Origin of the sequence: Synechocystis sp. PCC 6803 substr. PCC-P (assembly GCF_000284455.1) — a bacterium.
GTDB lineage: Bacteria > Cyanobacteriota > Cyanobacteriia > Cyanobacteriales > Microcystaceae > Synechocystis.
The window spans coordinates 1,197,454-1,218,714 of sequence record NC_017039.1 but is presented as its reverse complement, the minus strand read 5'-3'; the positions used below and the strand labels follow the sequence as shown (position 1 = coordinate 1,218,714).

General features: G+C 44.6%; 19 protein-coding genes. 7 read left to right on the top strand and 12 right to left on the bottom strand.

The window, feature by feature from the left end:
* Window positions 1–18: 18 nt before the first annotated feature.
* The gene (locus SYNPCCP_RS05685) at window positions 19–2,487 is read left to right on the top strand and encodes an endonuclease MutS2 (protein ID WP_010872300.1); all 2,469 of its coding nucleotides are present in this window, start codon (window positions 19–21) and stop codon (window positions 2,485–2,487) included.
* On the opposite strand, the gene SYNPCCP_RS05680 is transcribed toward SYNPCCP_RS05685, so the two are convergent.
* Window positions 2,475–3,362 (bottom strand): LysR family transcriptional regulator, encoded by an 888-nt coding sequence (locus tag SYNPCCP_RS05680; RefSeq protein WP_010872299.1) that lies wholly within the window; start codon window positions 3,360–3,362, stop codon window positions 2,475–2,477. The genes SYNPCCP_RS05685 and SYNPCCP_RS05680 overlap by 13 nt on opposite strands.
* Window positions 3,363–3,491: 129 nt before the next feature.
* Between SYNPCCP_RS05680 and SYNPCCP_RS05675 the strand changes: the two genes are divergently transcribed.
* Window positions 3,492–4,190, top strand: a complete 699-nt coding sequence (locus SYNPCCP_RS05675) for a pirin family protein (protein ID WP_010872298.1) — start codon at window positions 3,492–3,494, stop codon at window positions 4,188–4,190.
* A 49-nt stretch (window positions 4,191–4,239) separates the two neighbouring features.
* Entirely contained in the window at window positions 4,240–4,476 is a 237-nt protein-coding gene (locus SYNPCCP_RS05670; protein ID WP_020861649.1) for a CDGSH iron-sulfur domain-containing protein, read from the top strand.
* A 229-nt stretch (window positions 4,477–4,705) separates the two neighbouring features.
* On the opposite strand, the gene SYNPCCP_RS05665 is transcribed toward SYNPCCP_RS05670, so the two are convergent.
* Window positions 4,706–5,455 (bottom strand): NYN domain-containing protein, encoded by a 750-nt coding sequence (locus SYNPCCP_RS05665; RefSeq protein WP_010872297.1) that lies wholly within the window; start codon window positions 5,453–5,455, stop codon window positions 4,706–4,708.
* 260 nt (window positions 5,456–5,715) lie between these two features.
* Here SYNPCCP_RS05665 and SYNPCCP_RS17310 point away from each other — a divergent pair, with 260 nt between their 5' ends.
* Window positions 5,716–5,874 (top strand): hypothetical protein, encoded by a 159-nt coding sequence (locus SYNPCCP_RS17310; protein ID WP_158299073.1) that lies wholly within the window; start codon window positions 5,716–5,718, stop codon window positions 5,872–5,874.
* Here SYNPCCP_RS17310 and SYNPCCP_RS05660 read toward each other — a convergent pair.
* Window positions 5,847–6,125 (bottom strand): hypothetical protein, encoded by a 279-nt coding sequence (locus tag SYNPCCP_RS05660; protein WP_020861648.1) that lies wholly within the window; start codon window positions 6,123–6,125, stop codon window positions 5,847–5,849. The genes SYNPCCP_RS17310 and SYNPCCP_RS05660 overlap by 28 nt on opposite strands.
* A gap of 159 nt (window positions 6,126–6,284) precedes the next feature.
* The gene (locus tag SYNPCCP_RS05655) at window positions 6,285–7,034 is read right to left on the bottom strand and encodes a hypothetical protein (RefSeq protein WP_020861647.1); all 750 of its coding nucleotides are present in this window, start codon (window positions 7,032–7,034) and stop codon (window positions 6,285–6,287) included.
* 188 nt (window positions 7,035–7,222) lie between these two features.
* On the opposite strand from SYNPCCP_RS05655, the gene SYNPCCP_RS05650 reads away from it, so the two are divergent.
* A complete protein-coding gene (locus SYNPCCP_RS05650; RefSeq protein ID WP_010872295.1) occupies window positions 7,223–8,005 on the top strand; it encodes an Rpn family recombination-promoting nuclease/putative transposase in 783 nt (260 codons plus the stop codon).
* Between the two features lie 12 nt (window positions 8,006–8,017).
* On the opposite strand, the gene SYNPCCP_RS05645 is transcribed toward SYNPCCP_RS05650, so the two are convergent.
* Window positions 8,018–8,242, bottom strand: coding sequence for a UPF0175 family protein (locus tag SYNPCCP_RS05645; protein ID WP_020861646.1), 225 nt, complete (start codon window positions 8,240–8,242; stop codon window positions 8,018–8,020).
* A 198-nt stretch (window positions 8,243–8,440) separates the two neighbouring features.
* On the opposite strand from SYNPCCP_RS05645, the gene SYNPCCP_RS05640 reads away from it, so the two are divergent.
* Both SYNPCCP_RS05640 and deoC read left to right on the top strand, forming a co-directional pair.
* The gene (locus SYNPCCP_RS05640; protein ID WP_010872294.1) at window positions 8,441–10,894 is read left to right on the top strand and encodes a GH116 family glycosyl hydrolase; all 2,454 of its coding nucleotides are present in this window, start codon (window positions 8,441–8,443) and stop codon (window positions 10,892–10,894) included.
* Window positions 10,895–10,945: 51 nt separating this feature from the next.
* Window positions 10,946–11,623 carry a deoxyribose-phosphate aldolase gene (gene deoC / locus SYNPCCP_RS05635; protein WP_010872293.1) on the top strand — a complete coding sequence of 226 codons (678 nt, stop codon included), beginning with the start codon at window positions 10,946–10,948 and terminating at the stop codon, window positions 11,621–11,623.
* A 26-nt stretch (window positions 11,624–11,649) separates the two neighbouring features.
* On the opposite strand, the gene trpD is transcribed toward deoC, so the two are convergent.
* The 7 genes from trpD to SYNPCCP_RS05600 all read right to left on the bottom strand — a co-directional run bounded on the left by trpD (window position 11,650) and on the right by SYNPCCP_RS05600 (window position 21,198).
* Window positions 11,650–12,696 carry an anthranilate phosphoribosyltransferase gene (gene trpD / locus SYNPCCP_RS05630; RefSeq protein WP_010872292.1) on the bottom strand — a complete coding sequence of 349 codons (1,047 nt, stop codon included), beginning with the start codon at window positions 12,694–12,696 and terminating at the stop codon, window positions 11,650–11,652.
* Window positions 12,697–13,095: 399 nt separating this feature from the next.
* A complete protein-coding gene (locus SYNPCCP_RS05625; protein WP_010872291.1) occupies window positions 13,096–14,097 on the bottom strand; it encodes a cache domain-containing protein in 1,002 nt (333 codons plus the stop codon).
* Window positions 14,098–14,104: 7 nt separating this feature from the next.
* Window positions 14,105–15,367, bottom strand: coding sequence for an ABC transporter substrate-binding protein (locus SYNPCCP_RS05620; RefSeq protein ID WP_014407172.1), 1,263 nt, complete (start codon window positions 15,365–15,367; stop codon window positions 14,105–14,107).
* 177 nt (window positions 15,368–15,544) lie between these two features.
* Window positions 15,545–16,615, bottom strand: coding sequence for an AEC family transporter (locus SYNPCCP_RS05615; RefSeq protein WP_010872289.1), 1,071 nt, complete (start codon window positions 16,613–16,615; stop codon window positions 15,545–15,547).
* Window positions 16,616–16,628: 13 nt separating this feature from the next.
* The gene (locus SYNPCCP_RS05610; protein WP_231848052.1) at window positions 16,629–18,599 is read right to left on the bottom strand and encodes a hypothetical protein; all 1,971 of its coding nucleotides are present in this window, start codon (window positions 18,597–18,599) and stop codon (window positions 16,629–16,631) included.
* A 257-nt stretch (window positions 18,600–18,856) separates the two neighbouring features.
* Complete coding sequence (locus SYNPCCP_RS05605; protein ID WP_010872285.1) at window positions 18,857–19,288, bottom strand: anti-sigma regulatory factor; 432 nt, start codon at window positions 19,286–19,288, stop codon at window positions 18,857–18,859.
* Between the two features lie 5 nt (window positions 19,289–19,293).
* Window positions 19,294–21,198 carry a SpoIIE family protein phosphatase gene (locus SYNPCCP_RS05600; RefSeq protein WP_010872284.1) on the bottom strand — a complete coding sequence of 635 codons (1,905 nt, stop codon included), beginning with the start codon at window positions 21,196–21,198 and terminating at the stop codon, window positions 19,294–19,296.
* Window positions 21,199–21,261 lie beyond the last annotated feature (63 nt).

Sequence of the window (21,261 nt, the reverse complement as noted above, 5' to 3'; positions counted from 1 at the left end):
TGCGCGAAGACATAAAGAGTGAGTGATTCCACCAATTTAACCATTGCGGAAGAGACCTTGGCCCTGTTGGAGTGGCCCAGGCTTTGTCAGCATTTGTCCACTTTTACCCAAACTCCCTTAGGGGCGATCGCCGCCCGCTACTTATTGCCCCCTTCCCAGTGGGAAGAAAGTCGGGAATTGCTAGCCCAAACCCAGGCGGTGGAATCGATTGAAAATTCTCCGGAAAGTAATTGGCATTTTAAAGGTATTGCCGACATTACTGAACCTTTGGCCCGGGTAGAACGGGGCGGTTTGGTTACGGGGCTGGAACTGTTGGCGATCGCCGGCACGTTAGCAGGGGTAAGGAGATTGCGGCGGGTCATCGAAGAACGGGATGACCTGGAAATTTTGCAAACCTTGGTGGCGGAAGTAAGAACCCTACCGGAATTGGAACAGGCCATCCACCATTGCCTAGGGGAAGATGGCAAAGTGGCCGAGCGGGCTAGCCCCAAATTGGGGGAAATTCGCCAAAAATTAAAGGCTGTACGGGAGCAAATCCAGCAAAAGCTACAAAAAATCATTCAACGCCAAAGCAATGCCCTCCAGGAAGCAGTAATTACCCAACGGGGGGACAGATTTGTTTTACCCATCAAAGCGGGTTACAAAGAACAGATGCCCGGCATTGTCCATGATAGTTCCGCCAGTGGTAACACCCTGTATGTGGAGCCCCAAGCCATTGTGGAATTGGGCAATAAACTGCGGCAAGCCCGTCGTCAGGAGCAAACGGAAGAAGAACGGATTCTGCGACAACTGAGTGATCAAGTTTTAGAAGTTCTGCTGGATTTGGAACATCTGTTGGCGATCGCCACCCGCTTGGATTTGGCCACGGCCAGAGTACGCTATAGCTTTTGGTTGGGGGCCCATCCTCCCCAATGGTTGACCCCAGGAGATGAAAAGCCGATTACGTTACGACAATTGCGCCATCCCCTGCTCCATTGGCAGGCAGAAAAAGAAGGGGGGCCCGCTGTGGTTCCCATCACGTTAACCATTGATTCTCAAATTCGAGTCATTGCCATTACTGGACCCAATACGGGCGGCAAAACCGTTACCCTCAAAACTCTGGGTTTGGTGGCCTTGATGGCCAAAGTGGGGTTATACATTCCTGCTAAGGAAACAGTGGAAATGCCCTGGTTTGCCCAGATATTAGCGGATATTGGCGATGAACAGTCTTTACAACAAAATCTTTCCACCTTTTCGGGGCATATTTGCCGCATTATCCGCATTTTGCAGGCTTTGCCCTCTGGAGTTCAGGATGTATTGGACCCGGAAATTGATTCTCCCAACCATCCAATTTTTCCATCTTTAGTCTTGCTGGACGAAGTAGGGGCCGGCACCGATCCTACCGAGGGTAGTGCCCTGGCGATCGCCCTATTGCGTCATTTAGCAGACCAGCCCTGTTTAACGGTGGCCACCACCCATTATGGGGAATTGAAGGCGCTGAAATACCAGGATGCCCGGTTTGAAAATGCCTCAGTGGAATTTGATGACCAAAGTCTCAGCCCCACCTACCGTTTGCTTTGGGGGATTCCTGGCCGTTCCAACGCCCTGGCGATCGCCCAACGTTTAGGTTTGCCCCTAGCCATAGTTGAACAGGCTAAGGATAAATTAGGCGGTTTTTCCGAAGACATTAACCAAGTCATTGCGGGGTTGGAGAGTCAGCGACGGGAACAGGAACAAAAGGCAGCCAATGCACAAAAGCTACTCCAGGAAACGGAAATTTTTTACCAACAGGTTTCCCAAAAAGCGGCCAGTCTGCAGGCGAGGGAAAGGGAATTAAAGTCTTATCAAGACCAGGAAGTGCAACAGGCGATCGCCGCCGCCAAGGAAGAAATTGCCAAAGTTATCCGCCAACTGCAACGGGGTAAACCTAGCGCTCAAAAGGCTCAGCAGGCGACGGAGATTCTCGGACAGATTCAGGCTGAACAAAAAGCAAAAGTTGCCCCTAAACCAATTGGTTACCAGCCCACAGTGGGGGAACGTATTCGTATTCCTAGTTTTGGCCAAACCGCCGAAGTGACCCAGGTCAATGCCACTGCCCAAACTGTTAACGTCACCCTAGGTTTGATGAAAATGACGGTGCCCATGGCGGACATTGAATCCCTAAACGGCAAAAAGGTGGAGCCGCCTCCTAAGTCGGAACCTGTGCCGAAAAAAGTTAAAGCCGAGCCTCCAGCAACTGAAGCTAAATCCCCGCCGGTGCTAGTGCGGACAGAAAAAAATACGTTGGACTGCCGCGGCGATCGCCTAGAGCGGGCCGAATCCCGCTTGGAAAAAGCCCTTAATCAAGCTTTAGATGCCGGGGTGTTATGGATTATCCATGGCAAAGGTACGGGAAAATTACGCCAAGGAGTGCAGGAATATTTGTCCCACCATCCCTTGGTAAAAAGTTATGCCCTAGCGCCCCAAAATGACGGGGGAGCTGGGGTAACCATTGCTTATTTGCGGTAATGGTCTTGGAGAAACTCCGTAAAGAGTTTAACTTTAGTGGCCAGGTGGCGGTTAACCGGATAAATCAGGGAAACAGTTAATTCCCGTAGGCAATAGTCCGGCAAGATGATTTGCATTTTTCCTGCCTCTAAATAGGGTTGGACAATAAATTGGGGCAATAACGCAATCCCCAAACCCTGGGCCACGGCGATCGCCAAAGCTTCCCCATTATTGGAGCAAAAATTGCCACTAACAGATATAACTTTTTCCCCTGCTTGACCGAGAAATTGCCACTGACTCCCCCCACTGGAATAACCATAAAGTAAGCAATTGTGGCGCTGTAAATCCTCGAGAGCTTGGGGCATTCCCCGTACAGCTAAATATTCCGGTGACGCACAGAGTAGTAACTTAGTCTGAAATAAAGGTTGACAGATCAAACTAGCCGATTCCAGCGGTTGGGCAATGCGAATCAATAAATCGTAACCCTCGGCGATCGCGTCCACAAATCGATCCTCCAGAGTTAACTGCACTTCCACTTGGGAATGTAAAGCCATAAACTTCGCCACCAGCGGCGCAATGTACATGGTGCCAAAGGTCATGGGTGCATTAACTCGCAACAGACCCTTCGGTTCCCCATGGAGTTGGGACACTGACAATTCTGCTTCCTCTAAATCTGCCAAAATTTGCACCGATTTTTCATAAAAGGCTATCCCTGTGGGGGTGGGGGTCACTTTACGGGTACTGCGGTGGAGAAGCTGTACTTTAAGCTCATTTTCTAGGGCAATCACCATCTTATTCACCGTTGATCGCCCCAGATTCATTTTCCGCGCCGCCGCCGCAAAACTGCCCTCCCGCACAACTTGGGTAAAGGCGTAAATACTTTCAAGTTTGTCCATTGATATTCCTATTGTCCCTATTTTGGATGCAATCTGTGCTTAAAATACTATATTGTCTTTATTGGGGATGCAAACTAGAATGGGAACCAAGGTCACAAACCTCAACCGACAAAAATAACGGAGGTCATCATGATCACACTCCGCCCCTCCGAAGCCCGGGGTCATGGCAAACTCGACTGGCTAGATAGTTATTTCAGCTTTTCCTTTTCCCATTACTATGACCCCGCCCACATGAATTTCTCCAATCTGCGGGTCATTAATGAAGACTACATTGCCCCTGGTCAGGGTTTTGCCACCCATGGTCACAAAGATATGGAAATTGTCACCTACGTCCTGGAGGGAGAACTGGAACACAAAGATAGTATCGGCAATGGTTCAATTATTCGTCCTGGGGATGTGCAACGCATGAGTGCGGGCACCGGCATCCTCCACAGCGAATTTAATCCCTCCCCCGATCAACCCGTTCATCTGTTGCAAATTTGGATCACTCCCAATCAATTTGGGGTAGAACCCAGTTATGAGCAAAAGTTTTTCTCCCCGGAAGACAAACAGGGACAATTAAGGCTAGTGGCATCCCCCGATGGTCGGAATGGTTCCGTTACTATCCACCAAGATGCTTGCATTTATGCTTCCGTTCTGGGGCAAGGGGAAACAGTCAGCTACAGCCTATCTAACCGTAGAGCCTGGCTACAGATTATCCGAGGCAATCTGACATTGAATGGAAAAACCCTGAAAACCGGAGACGGAGCAGGCATTAACGAAGAGCAAGCCATCACCTGTACCGGCCAGGGGGAAGCAACGGAATTTCTACTATTTGACCTACCTTAGTGTTGTCGATTTTACCCAATTTTTACCAATATCCTGAGAGGAGAAAATAATGACTGAACCAACCATTGCCGATACAAAACCCATGGTTATGGAGCTTGAAGCCGGAGACTATTATTGGTGTGCCTGCGGCAATTCCACCAACCAACCTTTCTGTGATGGCAAACATAAAGGTACGGGGTTTACCCCACAAAAGTTCACCCTAGAGAAATCACAAAAGGTAGCCCTGTGTCTTTGTAAGCACACCGATAATCCCCCCTTCTGTGATGGTGCCCACGCCAAACTTTAGCAATTTATCAATGACAGATAAACAGATAAAAAGCCATAGCCACTAAATTCGTTGGTGCATCTTCTGCTATTGTAATTAACTTTGCCAGTAGAAGATGTACCCTATTAAGTAATTGTGGCTATCCGAATACCGGCTATACTGGCCAATTTTTATAGGCCTAGATTGAGAACTGCAGCTAGTTTCGTTCTAGTAGAGTATTGAAATCTTTCAGCTATAGTGCAGCCCAGAACTAGGACTTAGATGTGGCGGACTTTTTTTGTCTATTCCTAACGTAAATTGCCCTGTTTTTACGCTCAATTTCAAACAAATCAATCGCCTCAAATAAACTACTTAGCTTGGCATAGCCGTAGTTGCGGGAATCAAAGGATGCTTGGTTTTTGATGTGGCCGCCAATTTCAGCTAAGCTTGACCAGCCATCGTCGTCAATGGTGCTGGAAATGGCACTCCTAAGTAAACTAATTAATTTTGCGTCTTGTTTCAATTCCTTCCCAGTTTTCTTAACACTAGTGGAACTTTGGGTCGCCCCTTCAGAGTTTTCAATTTGATCAATACTTTCCAAGTATAAAAATGTCGAACAAGCATAGACAAAAGGCAAGGGAGTTTTTTTCTCCCCAAAGCCATAAACTTTTAGTCCATTGGTCAAAATCCGCATTACTAAAGGGGTAAAGTCACAATCACTTGACACAATGGCAAAGGCGTCCAACCGTTGGGTGTAGAGCAAATCCATGGCATCAATAATCATGGCGGCATCGGTGGCATTTTTACCCTTGGTGTAATCAAACTGTTGCACGGGACGAATGGCATACTCATGTAAACATTCTTCCCAGGCTTTTAGGTTAGGGCTTTTCCAATTGCCATAGGCTTTACGAATATTGGCTACTCCATATTTGGCAATTTCCGATACGATCGCCTCAATTTTGGACGCTGGGGCATTATCCGCATCAATTAGCAGGGCAATGTTTGATTCCGATTGCGGCATACTTCTCCAAAAAGGGACGATTAACTAAGAATTCTAACTCTAATAATAGTCAAGCAATTAATGGAATTATCTTGAAATTGCTCTAATCTCTTCTAGAATCTCTTGCTTTTCGCTGAAGCTTGCATTATCGCCGGATGTTGGGGTTGGCAAAGTAATTTTCTTTACTAATCTTTATATTCGCTTTTGGTGGGCGAACCTATGATGGTCTTCAGGAGGGCATAGTTTTACATAGTACCTTTGCCTGTTTACACTGAAAGCCTATGTTTTTGTCGTCCTGGAGAAGTTTAGAGCAAAAGTGCCTAGGCGGGCGGTATGTCCTGCAGTCTTTACTGGGTACTGGTGGTTTTGGGGCAGTATTTCTGGCGGAATGCGTCGATGATTCGGCGATCGCCTACAACATCCCCAATGCACGGTGGTAATCCACGGTGCCATCAAATATAGACTTCACAGAAAGACGGGCTTTAACTTTGCCTCCCACCAGTAACTGGCAAAAACTTTTGGCGATCGCCATGACAGATAAACTCCAAGCGGCACACAAGGGGCAACCATCATTAAATTCCCCAAATTCCCCGCAAGCAAGGTTGAGGGTTTTTCCTTTGGTGTTGAAGTAGTGAGTTTTCTCTGACGCTCTGCTAGCTAACCCCGTGGGATGTTGGCAACGCCATCTCATCCTTCAAAGGCTTGCCTAAAACTCTTCAAGCACTTTCTATGGAATGACCTCATCTAGTGGAAGGACGTCCAACGAGTTCTATGGCCAAGGTATTTCCTGAGCGCTATCAAAACTTGATGCTCGGCAAAAATTTACTGCTGGGGACTGGTTTATCCACCTTTAGTAATACTGGTATTCATCTCTGCCGGTACTATAGTTGTAATGCCATTCACCATCAGAGCGTATATTGTTCAAAATTCCCATGCTAGTTTCATGACCCATGCGGTAGATGTCAGACATCCGCTGATAATACTCTGGAGACATGTTAGAAGAAGCTGAAGCTTGGGATGCTTGGATTTGTTGCCCCTGCTGAAATACGGACTGGAGCTGTCCCCCAAACTCAGCTAATTTGTTAATGGCTGGTGGTACTTTGGCGATCGCCGCTTGTAGGATGGCGGTATTTTCTGCCTGATAGGCCTGTTGAATCTGGCCAAGAATTTCTTGCCAAGGGGAAAAAGCCAGAGACCCTAAACCGTTAATGGCAACCACTGTGCTCAAATATTGAGTCTCCATGGAACCGGCTGGCAACATTGGTAACAGCACTTCCCCCGCTTGATAAGCTTGGCTAAAGTTATTAGTAATACGATTAGCCATGGGATATAGCTGTTGGGCCAACGCCAGTAATTGCTCATCAGTTTGGACGTTTTCCATCTCACTAAGCAGTGTCAAAAAGGGCACAATTTCCCCCATGGCATTGGTCATGGATTGATCCATTTGTGCATAGGCCATTTCTGCTTGATTACCTTGGGCTACCAGGGTTTGTGCTGGGGGATAATAACTGGGTGAACTAGCTAATAGATGGTTGGTGCTCGCCAGGGGCGGGGCGATGATAAATACCATAGCCAACGCTTGTTCCAGTTTAAAATTCATAGTTATCATCTCAAGTCATTTTTGTACTATAATTATTGGTGGTTAAACATTAAATTTAGTAACAATTATCCAAATTGGACTTAAATAACTAACTCCTCTATCTGACTTGGTCAAGATGGGGAAAATAAGAACTTTGTTTACTTGCTAGTTTAATTCGTTCCAACCATTGGCGATCGTAAAATTCGGGTATGTTTGACAATCTGTGCAAATTTCTGGCCGAATCCTTTTCCGAAGACTATGCCGCCTGGTTACTGGGACGACCCATTAAATTGACTAAGCTGAGTCCGACGGAACTTTCCCTGGAGCCAATTCGGGCTGACTCCCTGATTTTGGAGCAATCGGAAGACTTGGTGTTGCATCTGGAATTCCAAACGGAGCCTGACCCCACCATGGGCTTTCGGATGTTGGACTATCGGGTAAGGGTTTATCGTCGTTTCCCCCAGAAGACTATGCACCAATTTGTCATCTACCTGAAACGTAGTAACAATGATTTAGTTTATCAGGATAGTTTTCAGGTGGGGGAGACTTTACACCGTTATCAAGCGATTCGGCTTTGGGAGCAACCATCGGAGACATTTCTCCAAAGTCCAGGGTTATTACCCCTAGCGGTATTGACGCAGACCTCTGACCCTACATTAAAATTGAGGGAAGTGGCGACTGCATTGGAACAGATTGAGGATAATCGGGTTAAGGCAAATCTCATGGCAGCAACCTCTGTTTTTGGAGGGATTCTGTTGGCCCCTGAGCTGATCAAGACAATTTTAAGGAGTGAAATTATGAAAGAATCCGCTGTCTATCAAGAAATTTTAGAGGAGGGTAAAATTGCCGGCAAACTAGAAGGTAGGCTGGAGGCGAAACTAGAAACCATACCCCTGTTGAAGAAATTAGGTCTTACAATTGCCGAAATTGCCAAGGAGTTAGATATTGATGTTGAACTGGTTAATAAATTCGTTGCTAACCAAAATAATTAAGGGCTGAAATGGTCATTCGCCGGAATATGACTTGACTGATCTTTTGGCGATCGCCTTTTCAATGGGGAACCTAGAAAGTTGATGGTGGAATGGAACTCTATGCATCTCCGCAAAGCGACTGGCTTCGGCCAGGGTCAATTTTTCTCTCTGAAAAAGCATAATGGCAATTTCCTGGCGCATTTCAGCTTCAGTCATGGGGGTTGCCGTCAAAATATCTTCAGGGACAATAACGCTCACAGCTTAATTTCTCGATAACAAGCCCATTTTAGGGTTTAGGTCTGTGGTTTATTTGACTCGGGCTAACAAAAACAGGGATTGAACGACTATCCATGGCAAGAACTGAGTCTATCCTAATCGCTGTCCCTTCCCCCATATTCCCGGTTCGATTACCATGATGCAGACAGTTAACTAACCAATCCACAGCCCCTGCCGCCAATGTCCCTGTTAGTCCAGAAACCTGAAATTCCTGCCTGCGCTTGGCAACGATCCATTGGTAAGGATTGGGAAAAGCCCTACACTGTACGCTACGCCAGTAACCTTGACGATGGCCCGGACCATGGTATGCCCCTAGGGGGGTTTGGAGCCGGTTGCATTGGGCGATCGCCAACGGGGAAATTTAACCTGTGGCATTTGGACGGGGGCAACCACATTTTTAAAAATTTGCCTGCTTGTCAATTTAGTGTTTACGAACAGGTGGCAGGGGAAGAAGCCAAAGCCTATGCCATGGCAACGGAAGCCCCTGAAGATGGCAGTTTGGACCGTTGGCAATGGTACCCCAAAGAAAAGGGAGAATACAGCGCCCTCTATCCCCGCAGTTGGTACGAATATAAAGACGTTTTTAAAAGTGAATTAATTTGTGAACAGTTTTCCCCAGTGTGGGGCGGCAACTACCAGGAAAGTAGCTATCCCCTGGCGGTTTTTGATTGGACTGTCCATAATCCCACCGATAAACCCATCACCCTGAGCATTATGCTCACCTGGCAGAACAGCGTTGGCTGGTTCACCAATGCCATCAAATCCCCCACTGTCAAATTGCGGGACGATGGTAGCCCAGAGTATGAATACCAACCCCGCTGGGGCGACAGTACAGGGAATTTTAACCAATGGATCCAGGATGGTTTCCGGGTTGGTTGTTTATTTAATCGGGTACAACCCCACGAAGCCCTCCGGGAAGGGGAAGGGCAAATGTGCATCGCCAGCGTTAGTAATCCCAGCGTAGAAGTGTTTTACCATAACCGTTGGAATCCCAGTGGGGATGGGGCAGATGTGTGGGATTGGTTTGCGGGCAATGGCTCCCTACCGGATATCCAGGATGAAACGGCGGCGGAACCGGGGGAACAAATTGCGGGAGCTATCTGTTTACGCTTCACTGTGCGACCAGGAAAAACGAAGAAAATTCCCTTCCTACTGGCGTGGGATTTGCCCATTACGGAATTTGCCCAGGGGGTGACCTATTACCGCCGCTATACGGATTTCTACGGCCGCAATGGCAAAAATGTTTGGTCCATGATCCGCACGGCGTTGAAACATAGCGATACCTGGCGGAAAAAAATTGAAGCTTGGCAGGCTCCCATTCTGGAAAATCCCCGTTTACCGGATTGGCTCAAAATGTCCCTCTTTAATGAGTTATACCTGTTAACCCAGGGGGGAACCCTGTGGACAGCGGCGACGGAAAACGACCCAGTCGGGCAGTTTGGGGTCTGTGAATGCATGGACTACCGCTGGTATGAAAGCTTAGATGTGCGGCTTTACGGCTCCTTTGGGCTATTGATGCATTGGCCTAAGTTGGAGCAGGCGGTGATGTTGGCGTTTGCCCGAGCCATTCCCACGGAAGATCCCAAGGAACGGGTAATTGGCTATAACCTTTCCCTCGCTCCCCGCAAAGTGAAAAATGCCACTCCCCACGATCTGGGGGCTCCCAACGAGCATCCTTGGGAAAGGAGTAATTACACTGCTTACCAGGACTGTAACCTCTGGAAGGATTTGGGCAGTGACTTTGTTTTATTGGTCTATCGAGACTTTTTACTTTTACCCGATGCGGATGGGGAATTTTTGGGGGAATGTTGGCCCAGCATTGTGGCGGCGTTGGATTATCTGAAAGGATTTGATCTTGATAACGATGGTATTCCCGAAAATTCCGGCGCACCGGATCAAACCTTTGACGATTGGCGCTTGCAGGGTATTAGTGCCTACTGTGGTGGGCTATGGATTGCGGCCCTAGAGGCGGCTTTGGTGATGGGGCAATATCTGCTGGAAAACCCCCCCCAACAAACGGATCTAGATGCTATGGAAATCCAAACGGCGATCGCCAGGTATGAAACTTGGTTAGCCCAAGCCCGTAGTTTGTACCAAGACACCCTTTGGAATGGGGAATACTACAACCTAGATAGTCAAAGCGGTTCCAAGGTGGTGATGGCGGATCAACTGTGTGGGCAATTTTATGCCCGGTTATTGAATCTGCCGGATGTGGTGGAGCACCATTACGCTGAAAAGGCTTTAGCCAAGGTGTACGACACCTGTTTCCTCAAATTTGCCCATGGTGAACTGGGAGCCGCCAATGGTCTTTTACCCGACGGTTCCCCCCAAAATCCCAACGATACCCATCCCTTGGAAGTTTGGACGGGGATTAACTTCGGTTTAGCGGCCTTTTTGATCCAAATGGGCATGAAAGAAGAAGCTTTAAAAATGACAGAGACGGTGGTTAATCAGGTGTATAACAATGGTTTACAGTTCCGCACTCCAGAGGCAATCACTGCGGTGGGTACTTTCCGGGCGAGTCATTATCTGCGGGCCATGGCAATCTGGGCTGTGTACGGCTTGCTAGAGGGTTTTAGCAATTTACCCATTGCTCCCGCCGATGACGAGGTACCCACTAGCGATTTTTATTGAAATCCCCAGGAAAAAGTCGAGTAATTGCCCCTGTCCTTGCCATTTCATCCCATGGAAAAATCCCGTCAGTTTGACCTTGCTCCCTACATTGACCACGCTGCCCTAGACCCCGCCACCACCCGTGAGGCGATCGCCACTTGCTGCGCCCAAGCCCTACACCATAAATTTGTTGCGGTGTGTGTTTATCCCAGCGCTTTATCCCAAGCCGTGGAATTGTTGAGGGGGAAAAAAGTGGAAATTTGTGCGGTAATTGGTTTTCCCTCCGGAGCTAGCACCAGCGGCAGTAAACTTTATGAGGCCCAGGAAGCAGCGGAATTGGGGGCCACCGAATTGGATGTGGTAATTAATCTGGGATTATTAAAAGACGGTAATACGGAAGCCGTTTATAACGACATTGCCCCCATTGTGGAAGCCACAGGGCTAACAGTGAAAGCCATTTTGGAAATGGGCCGGCTCACGGAATCGGAAAAAAGATTAGCAGCGGAAATTTGTTTGGATGCAGGGGTGCAATACCTTAAAACCAGCACCGGCTGGGGCAAGGGGGCCACCGTTGCCGATGTGCGGTTGTTACATCAAATCAGTCAAGGACGGGTGGGGATTAAAGCATCCGGAGGGATTCGCACAGTGGAGCAAGCCATAGCATTAATCGAGGCCGGCGCCACCCGCTTGGGCACTTCCCGGGGAGTGGAATTGATTCAGCAGCAACAACAATTGTGGGAACAAGGTTAGCCAAACCAAACTAAAACTAACTAAACCTAGCTTCCCAGAAATGCTACCAATTGTTGTAGTTTGTCCCAACCCGCCCCCTGACTCAAAATGTCTTTGGCCAAATGAATGCCTTGGCCATGGTCACCCCAGGGCACCGCATCGCCCACCTGGAGGGCTAAGGAGGCATTGAGTGCTACTGCATCAATCTGGGCCTGGGTTCCCTTTCCCTGCAAAACTTGGCTGAGGATGGTCACATTTTCGGCTAAATCCCCTCCCTTTAAGGCCGTCAAAGGCGCCGGAGCTAAACCGAAATTCTGGGGATCCAATACCTGGGGGGTCACTTCTCCCTGGTTAAAACTAGCTATGTCCGTGGGAGCCCCCAAACCAGCTTCGTCTAATTGCTCCCGACCGTGGAGCACCATGGCCCTGGCAGTGCCCAAATTTTTTAAGGCGATCGCCATGACGGAGAGAAAATCTGGTGAATAAACCCCAATCACTTGCCCTGTGGGACGGAGAGGATTAACCAATGGGCCCAACAAATTGAATACAGTGCGGACTTTAAGGGTTTTGCGAATGGGAGCCACACTTTTGAGGGCCGGATGCCAACCCGGCGCAAACAAGAATGTGATGCCCACTGCCGACACCGCTGCCGCCACCTGGTCTGCCCCAGCTTGGAGGTTAAGCCCTAACGCCTCTAGGACATCAGCAGAGCCAACTTTGCTAGAAGCAGAACGGTTACCATGTTTAGCTACTTTCACCCCAGCCGCGGCCACCACAAAAGCCACCGCCGTGGAAATATTAAAAGTTGAAGAGCCATCCCCCCCAGTGCCACAGGTGTCTACCAACGGGGCCACCATCTCCCGCCCTTGGTTCCCCTGGGACTGTTCCTGGAGTACCTGGGCCATGCCCGTCAACTCTTCGGGATCTAACCCCTTAGCTTGGATTGCCGCCAGTATCGCTCCGGAAAGGGCCGGTGGAATATCGTCGTCCAGCCAACCCTCCATTAACTGCACTGCCTGCTGACGGGTGAGGGATTGCCGGTCCAACAACTGCTGGAGAAAGGGGGGCCAAGGGGAAGAAGCCGTGGTATTCACAACAATGGAAAAAATACGAGAAAACTAATTGCCCCTTATTTTACGGGGTTAGGGCGGCCTTTCCCGTGGGAATGACAGAATTTCCAATTTCCAGGTAAATAACAGTCATTGTCCATACTTAGCCTAAAAAATTTTACCTATGCTGAAATCATTACCCGGTCAAAGGGACGGGGATAGACCCAAAATTATCTGCTCGTCTTAGAAAGTGTTTGAAAAGTGCGAGGCTAGGTATTTATCCCCCCAAATCTCCTCACTAAAGCTCCGGCTTAAAAAGGGGGACTTTCGACGTTGATTCTACGGAGAAAAAAGCTTATTTCTTGCGTCTAGGATTTGTTTAAAACTCTTAAGGTGGCGATCAATTTTCCTGGATATCTATCTTGTGGAGGAGGAAATTTGCAATCAAATTTTAATCAACAATAAACCAAAGGATGCCGCCAGAGTGAATACCAAACCACCAACAAATAATTGCCCGGCACGAAACCGAGCAAAGCTAAACACTTTGGCCTGCCGAACTTCCACCAGTAAGGCAAACCGATAGGCAGGCAACCAACGATAAACTCCCAAAACAGGTATTTGTTCATAGTTTAAATACATGCCTTGACCACTTTCCATCTCCAAAGCCCTATTAATGCCATTACTTTTTAGGGTGGGGATTGAAATGACATCTTCGGTGGTATTGATTTTATTTTCTCCTCGATGAATATTCTGGCTCACAAAAGTGTTGGTGGTTAAAGATAATCCTCCTACTAGGTAACTTTCCACCTCCCCCATTAATTGCTCTGTATTTTCCTCCTGGGCCACGGGTTGACGAATCCATTGGTCAAGATCAGACAAGTTTAAATCTATGGTCAGCACCCCAATTCTTTTTTCTGATTGATCAAACAAAGGAGTTGCTAGGGTTATCATCGGTAGTTGATTGGTGGCAGACTGATAAAAATTTGGTGTAAAATTATTGATATTTTCCAGCTTAAAATAGGTTGTAGTATTTTGTAGAGGACGATATTGACCCTCCTGATTGGGGTCAGTGGAAAAGATCACCATGCCACTATTGGTGATTAATGAAGTGGCTAGGCGTTGTTGATATTTTTGATTAAAATGTTTGTGTAAATAGTGGTAGGCTTGCTGATACTCAGGGTTAGTATTAAGTCTTTGAGTCAACAAAATACTGGCATTTTTTTTGACTTGGGTGTCTGTTAAGTCTGCCTTAAAATCAGTTTTTAATTGACTAAACCAATGATTTGATTGCTCAATTTTTACCTCTGTCATCTCTGTCAAAAATTCAAACGTGGGTTGAATTACAGCTTGGCGTAGATTAACGTAGATAATAAAGGCAGTAAAACTAGTGCAGGATAAACAGGCTAAAAGCACATAACTCAGGAACCTGTGTCGCCAGCTTTGCATAAATAAATTATTTCCATTGACTAAAAATATCAGTTATTTTTTTTATGGCTTGATCGGCTCCTTTTTCAGGCGTGATTTGATTGGTGGCAATGGCGTGAATAACTTCTCCCCAGACATTTTGGGCCAGAACTTCACTATAGGCCGGGTTAAGTAAGACATAGGAACTACGGGTATTGTCAAATTGGGTAATGGCTACCGCAATGTGGGGATCCTTTCCATTAGACCAAAATTCATTGGCGGCGATCGCCGGCATAACCGGCAAAAATCGTCCCTGGGCTCCTTCTAAATATGCTTCCAAATTTTCTGTCTTGACCAAGAATGCCACTAAATTTTTTGCTTCCTCTAGGCGATCAGTCTCGGCCAGGATGGCAATTTGCTTAATAGAAGTTATATAGCGCATGGGAGTGTTATCTGGCTTATTAGGCCAAGGGATGGTCCTCATTCTTTGAAAATAATTAATTTCGTCTCCCTTTTGAGAGCCCGGAATTGAGAGGGAACCATTGGCAGTCATCAAGGTACCATTACTCAAAAAATTAATATTATTGTCCGGATCTCCCCATTCGATGGCATTGGGAGGAACAAAATTTTCCAAATAGGGATTGGTATAGGCTTCCAATGCATTAATAATGCCTTGGCGGACTTGGGGATTATCAAAACGGAGTTTGCCCTCATCATCTAAAAGCTGCACATTATAAGCTTCTAAAAACTGTTCAAACACGATAAAAGTATCAGTTGCAATTGCAGACATAGGTAAACCAATGGCGTAAATATTATCAATATTCTGCTTAATTAAATTCGTTTGAGCTACTTCCCAGAAGCGCCAAAAACTATCCCATTCTGTAGGAAGCTGAGCGTCGCTAATTTCCGCTTGGGCTAGTAAATCTTGCCAATAATGAATATAGGTTGTTTGTTGGGCAATGGGGACAGCATAGTAGGAACGCTGGCGAGTTTGATTATTAAAATAATTAACGCTTTGAAGAGCTTCTGGATCATAAAATTGTTTGATCGGCTCAATGATACTAGAAACATCAGCTAATTTTCCTTCCCATGCTAGTCGGGGCAGAAGCACTAAATCAAGATTATAACTATAAATAATATCCGGTGGATTACCGGCCTTGATGGCATTTTCCAGCTGTTGCACTAAATCTTTTTCACTAAAAAAAATTATCTGAACATTAGCTTGACTTTCAGCCTGCCAGGCATCAATGGAAGATTGAATCGCTTCCGTTTCTTCTGGGTAATAACCTTCACTCCACCATATGTTTAACACATTGTCATCAGCAGGTGTTAAAATTTGGTTAACCTGACCTGAATTACAGCTAAATAAGAAGAAAGAACCAAAGGTTACCAGACAAATAGTAATGGGAAAAGATAAAAATCTTGGTAAAGTTTTATGCAAAATGTTGATTCCATTCAGTGATTAATGGCGAGTTTCGTGTAACCAAATTTACCAAGTGGTAAAGCCCCATAGCCAGAAAGGCAGGGTGAAAAATAACATCAAAGAGCTTAGCCCCAAGCACGTCACCACCAAATCTCGGTCTAGATCGTAGGCCTCTGCTAATATCAGGCTAGCAAAAGCAGAAGGCATGGATGATTGTAGTACCAAGACTAGGCGAGGCGGGCCACTCAATCCAGCAGTGGTTAGGGCCATGGCGATAACTAGGGGAACTAAAAGCATTTTAATCGAGACAGCGCTGAAAGCAATCTTAATGTTGCCCCATGAGTCGAGTTGTTGTAGCCGCATGCCCATCAATATTAGGGAAAGCATGATTATCGACCAAGCAAACCACCCTAAAGAAATATCTAACCAGGGAGGAAAGACTATAGGACGCAAAATCAAACCAATGATAAAAGCAATTAAAGTAGGATTTTTAACTAAGATAACTAAGTTGTTTTTTAGCCATTGAAAAATTTTTAATATAGACGACTTAATATGGTCAGTAATAGTCTTTTGATTAATAGGAAATACTGGTGAATCGAGACCAAAGCTGATTATTTTGTTGGGATTAGTAAGTAAACTACGACTGGCTAAAATTGAGCCTAAGCCATAGGCGGCTAAAAAAGTTCCTAAAAGATCATACAAAATTGCCCAACCAAAATAGTCTGGCCCCAGTTGGGGAAGCAATAGAATAATTGGAAAGCCGATGTAACTAGTATTGCCCACTGTACTAACTAAAGTAAAACTAGTTTGGAAAGCAAGGGATGGTTTGGGAAAAAGGGTTTGGACCCAGAGCCAGCTTAGAAAAATCCCCAGTACAACCGCGCCCCAAGCTACGATGGGGGAGAGCCAAATTCCTCCGGATAAATTCGCTTTATGAACAAAGTTAATTACCCCTAGGGGAACTCCAAACCAAAAGAGAAACTTACCCAAGTAATTGGGAACTACTAGGGACAGATGCTTGTTTTTTGAAAAGTTTCCCTGCAGTTTTTCAAGGGAAAAACTCAATAAAACACCAGTTAAAATTGCCACACTAATAGGCAAATACAGTCGAAAAATAATAATCAAGAATGAATTCATTGGTCAATCATGATTAATGGTAAACAATTAACGGCTCTTGTAGAAAAGCAATACGTAGGTCTTGAGATTCGTGATTGTAATATTGCCCGTAATTTATCGCTAATTCTAAACATTGTTGGGGTGAATAAACAGTCAAATTAATGCCCCGAATTCCTAGTAAATTTAGATGAATTTTTTGTTTATCTAATATTTTCCTTAATGCTGGAGGAAGATAGTTGTTCAAATCGGGATCTAGTTTAGCCAAATAATCTAGTACGGTTTGATTGTCCGTGGCTAGCAAAAAAGTTTCAAATTTATGCAGTAATTTTAAACAACGTAAAACTCTTTGCCCACCTTCTCCCAAACCTTCAGATAATTGATAATATTGCTGGAGTTGATCTATTTTAGTAATCACTGCTCCTAAATTTTCGTGGGTGAGATAAATATCAAGTAATTCTTGAATAGATTTTGCCTCTTCACTGTATTCATTGGCATAATTGGCTAAGGTTGCTTGCAGAAATTCCCTAGTATTAATTTGGTGTTTAGATGAGTTAGGCAACTCTTGGATAATCAACACTACATTTCTGATCATTACAAGAAAATCATCAAATTCACTAATGAGTTGTAAATGGTGATACCAAGCAGTTAAAACTTGTCGACGGTAAGTTTTGATAATACCAATTACATCATCGAAATTTTCACACATTTGTAACTGACTACTAAATAATTTTATTTTGCTGTGCACTATTTTTTGCAAGACATCTAATTGCTTTTTAGTCCCTTGGTTACCAATACCACCATGGTTTTGTTGTTCCAGACAAGGGTTAAATAGGAGGGCAACTCTTTGACGAGGAGTATCGGCTAGCAGACAATTTTCTTGACTATCCCACTCGCATACGTATTGTAAAGCTCTAGCGCCAGCTAAAATATCAGTGCCTTTTTTGATATCTGTATCCACCACTAGAATATGAATTTTTTCTGGTAAATGAACAGTGCGACTTTCTTTGGCGATCGCCGTCAGAGCTTGTCGGTCTTGATCCTTTTGGCCGAACCAAAAACCATTAACATGCTGATTTTCCAAGGAAACAACGGAAAAGCCGAGGGGATAGGTGCGAGCAAGGCAAGGAGTACGAGTTAATAGAGATTGATTAAAGCACTCTACTAAATAATCCAAGGTATGAACAAAGGCATTTTGTGTTAGGTCTAGACTGATTGGCGAACTTAGTAAAACTTTGGTGCTATGACTACGACGAATGGCCTGAATATTGGCCAAACCTACCACTAACATTTTATTCAAGCCGCCACTTCCGCCCCTTCTTTCGTAGGGATGTATCTCTGTGTCTCCTGCTACAATAGTAAGGTGATGTTGCCACAATTCCCCAGGCAAAGAAAGAAAATATTCTTGAGACGGATTGAAATTATCGGATAGTTTTGTTGTTTTTATTTGAGGTTTTTGATTTAACTCATTGGTTTGATTAGGAAAATCAAATTGGTTTTTTATCAATAAATTTTCATCTAAATCAGATAAATTAACCGTATTTAAATCGGCGATCACTTCTTGTAACTGGGCAGTGTTTCTATTCAAATTTGCAAAACTGTAATTGGAAACTTCATCAATTTTTAATCGATCTTGCACCTTAATTTTTACTTGGGGTTCCAGGGGGGCAATTGTGGTCTGTTGACGAATAGTAATTCCCAGATTAATCAATTTTTGATAACGCTCCCCCCCCAAATATTCACTCACACTTTTATGTGTCATAGGGGGATGGGTACCTAAACCAAAAAGGATGCTGAATTGTAAATGCTTATAGGTTTCCTGGAAGTAAAAAATAGCGTCTAACAGTAGGCGAACCGCAATGGCGGTGCGGGTGTGATCCGGAAAAACTAGTAATAACCTAGCTGGAATATCGCTATCTAGTATTCCCAATTTTTCTAGGGCTTTTTCTAGGTAATCAATGCAAGCTTTAAACACCTGATCATGACCAAAATGTTCATATAAATTCATTCTTGCAGTCAAATAATGACTGCCTTCAGGTAAACTTAAACAGAGCTCAGGAAAACTTTGCAACCTAATAGACTGCTGGCCGTGAAATTTAGATAATGGTTCTGGTTGGCGCGGGGCAATACGGCAATAGTTTGGCAGAGGTAACATCGCCATGAAAAAAGAAACAATAACAAAGAAAAGGTTGCAGTGGGCAAATCAAATATTTAAATGTTGGTAATTGTAGCAATTATTCAATTAATTTACTTTCTCTCGTAACATTAATCATTGCCCGGAGGATCAAAATTCATGACTAAACAACTAATATTTTTATTTCCCCTCACTTCATAGGTAAATTCATCTACACTTTGCAGAGCCAAAAAAATCCCTAGTCCACCGATGGGTCGATCTTCTGCTTCCAGACTAAGAATTGATTGATCAAATTGGCGATCGCGGGGATCGTAGGGCAAGCCAGTGTCCACCATAGTAACCTTTAATTGACAATCATCCGCTTCTACTTGGATGCTAATTTGATTATGACCCGGTGCATTGGCATAGCCATAATTAATAATATTAGTTGCTAGTTCATCCACCGCCAATCTTAGTTTATAAGCTCTTTTTTTGGGTAATCCAACCGCTTGAGCTTGCTCTAGAATATGTTTGCCAATGCTGTTTAAGGCATTTAGATCAGCGGAAAAATTTAAAATAGTCATGGCACCTAATTACGGTAAACAGCAATCATAGTAATGTCGTCGAACTGAATAGAACCATCAATATGTCCGATTAATTCTTGTTTAATTATGTCTAGAATTTCTGTTTTTGCTGAAAAATTGGCTGTTAATGTTTCCATCAATCGTTGACGACCAAAAAATTCTTTAGTTGGCGATCGAGCATCGGTAACGCCATCAGTATAACCAATCAACATTTCTCCAGGATCAATTTTTAAACTATCAATTGTAAAAGTAGAATTGGGCATCATTCCTACCGCAGGACCAGTGGATTTTAATCTATGCTTAATACCCTCAGAATTTAAGATAAAAACTGGTTCATGGCCAGCATTGATATAGCTCAGATTACCATTACTAATATCAATTACACCAAAAAATAGAGTGGCAAACATGGCCATGTCTCCGTGTTCTGTGGCAATGTAATCATTAGTGAGTCGCACTGCATTTAAAAATTGCACGATAACCTTTTTTTTGCCATTGCCATCATTGGCGCTGCATTTATAGTTAACGTCGCGGATACAGGTGTCCCCAGGCATTGTTTCCCCAGAAAATACCCTCAATAAACTGCGGAATAACCCCATAAACATAGCGGCACCTACCCCTTTATCGCATACGTCACCAATCACGATCGCCAAATAATCATCACCTAACAAAAAGGCGTCATAAAAGTCTCCAGAAACAGAGCGAGCCGGTTCAAAAACAGCATTTATCTGCCACTGTTGTAAATCAGGCAAGCTAATGGGTAAAAAGTTTTGCTGAATTTGTCGACCTTTTTCTAATTCCAAACGGTTAACCCCATCCTTAACTTCCTGAGCTATCAGGGTTTTAATTTGGTTTTTCATGTAGATAAAACTATTACCCAAAATACCAATTTCATCCTGACGATTGCCCTGGTTAATATTGATTTCATAATCTAAATCTCCCGCGGCGATCGCTTGGGAAGCCTTAGTTAGATCCAAAATAGGAACCGTGCTGTGGTGGATTACCATCCAGGAAGCATAGGCCACAATTCCCCCAATTACTAAAACTAGCAGATAACCAATTCTATTAACATTCAAAATAGCTGCTTGAATGTCAGATTCTGAATTTTCTACAATTAATCCCCAGGTTTTGGCTCCCCGCAGATGGACGGGAGAAAGATAGGAAAACTTACCTTGACTATAAACAAACCCACTTTGGTCATTGAGCAGCCGATTGACAAGGGGAGATTTTTTTTTGTTTTCTAGTACGCCGTAATTTTTGAAATCGGTGTCGGCATAAATATACCCCTCATAATTGACTAATAAAATACGCTCAAGCTCAGCATCTTTTAAAATTTTTTGAACAAAATCAGCAATAACTGGTAAGGGAATACATTCCACAACAATGCCAATTTGAGTTTGATCATTTTTGCTGTGGATAGGCACAATTAAACAATCTTTGCTCTCTGCATAGGTCTTTCCAGGAAATAACCGGTTTAAATGTCGATTTTTATCTTTTACTTCTTCAAACCAGTGCTTAAGAGGTAATCCTTTTTCTTGGTTGGCACCATCACTGCCCGCAACTAGTTCCCCCTCTTGGTTGGCAACAACGAAGAACCCATTCCATTGGTGAAATTTAATGAACTCGTTTAAAAAATACTGAGATGCTTCAACGTTGAATTCGACTATTGCCGGTTGGGAAGCAACAAAAGCTGTACTTTGTTGACGCTCTCGATCTGAACGGGAAATCAATTGGATAATCAATCTTGCCCGGCTTTGAAGATCTTGCTCTGCAATTTTTTTTAATTGTCTTCCGGTATAGGAGTCGATAAGAAAAATCCCTCCTAAGGTAGGAGGAATCAGACAAAGCAGGAGAAGTCCAACAATGCGAAACCGAATTGATTGTATGAAAGGTTGAATCAGTTTCATTTTCATTGGTTTAATTTACCAAAAGTAATTTAGCTCCTTACTAATATTCTATCTCCTCCATTTATGCGG

Excerpts from the sequence above, each read along its gene's own strand:
- SYNPCCP_RS05610 (WP_231848052.1), bottom strand. The coding sequence starts at position 18,599 with ATGAATTTATATGAACATTTTGGTCATGATCAGGTGTTTAAAGCTTGC.
- SYNPCCP_RS05665 (WP_010872297.1), bottom strand. The coding sequence starts at position 5,455 with ATGCCGCAATCGGAATCAAACATTGCCCTGCTAATTGATGCGGATAAT.
- SYNPCCP_RS05600 (WP_010872284.1), bottom strand. The coding sequence starts at position 21,198 with ATGAAAATGAAACTGATTCAACCTTTCATACAATCAATTCGGTTTCGC.
- SYNPCCP_RS05625 (WP_010872291.1), bottom strand. The coding sequence starts at position 14,097 with ATGCAAAGCTGGCGACACAGGTTCCTGAGTTATGTGCTTTTAGCCTGT.
- SYNPCCP_RS05615 (WP_010872289.1), bottom strand. The coding sequence starts at position 16,615 with ATGAATTCATTCTTGATTATTATTTTTCGACTGTATTTGCCTATTAGT.
- SYNPCCP_RS05680 (WP_010872299.1), bottom strand. The coding sequence starts at position 3,362 with ATGGACAAACTTGAAAGTATTTACGCCTTTACCCAAGTTGTGCGGGAG.
- SYNPCCP_RS05675 (WP_010872298.1), top strand. The coding sequence starts at position 3,492 with ATGATCACACTCCGCCCCTCCGAAGCCCGGGGTCATGGCAAACTCGAC.
- SYNPCCP_RS05670 (WP_020861649.1), top strand. The coding sequence starts at position 4,240 with ATGACTGAACCAACCATTGCCGATACAAAACCCATGGTTATGGAGCTT.
- SYNPCCP_RS05650 (WP_010872295.1), top strand. The coding sequence starts at position 7,223 with ATGTTTGACAATCTGTGCAAATTTCTGGCCGAATCCTTTTCCGAAGAC.
- SYNPCCP_RS17310 (WP_158299073.1), top strand. The coding sequence starts at position 5,716 with ATGTTTTTGTCGTCCTGGAGAAGTTTAGAGCAAAAGTGCCTAGGCGGG.
- SYNPCCP_RS05640 (WP_010872294.1), top strand. The coding sequence starts at position 8,441 with ATGTCCCTGTTAGTCCAGAAACCTGAAATTCCTGCCTGCGCTTGGCAA.
- SYNPCCP_RS05655 (WP_020861647.1), bottom strand. The coding sequence starts at position 7,034 with ATGAATTTTAAACTGGAACAAGCGTTGGCTATGGTATTTATCATCGCC.
- deoC (WP_010872293.1), top strand. The coding sequence starts at position 10,946 with ATGGAAAAATCCCGTCAGTTTGACCTTGCTCCCTACATTGACCACGCT.
- SYNPCCP_RS05660 (WP_020861648.1), bottom strand. The coding sequence starts at position 6,125 with ATGAGATGGCGTTGCCAACATCCCACGGGGTTAGCTAGCAGAGCGTCA.
- SYNPCCP_RS05605 (WP_010872285.1), bottom strand. The coding sequence starts at position 19,288 with ATGACTATTTTAAATTTTTCCGCTGATCTAAATGCCTTAAACAGCATT.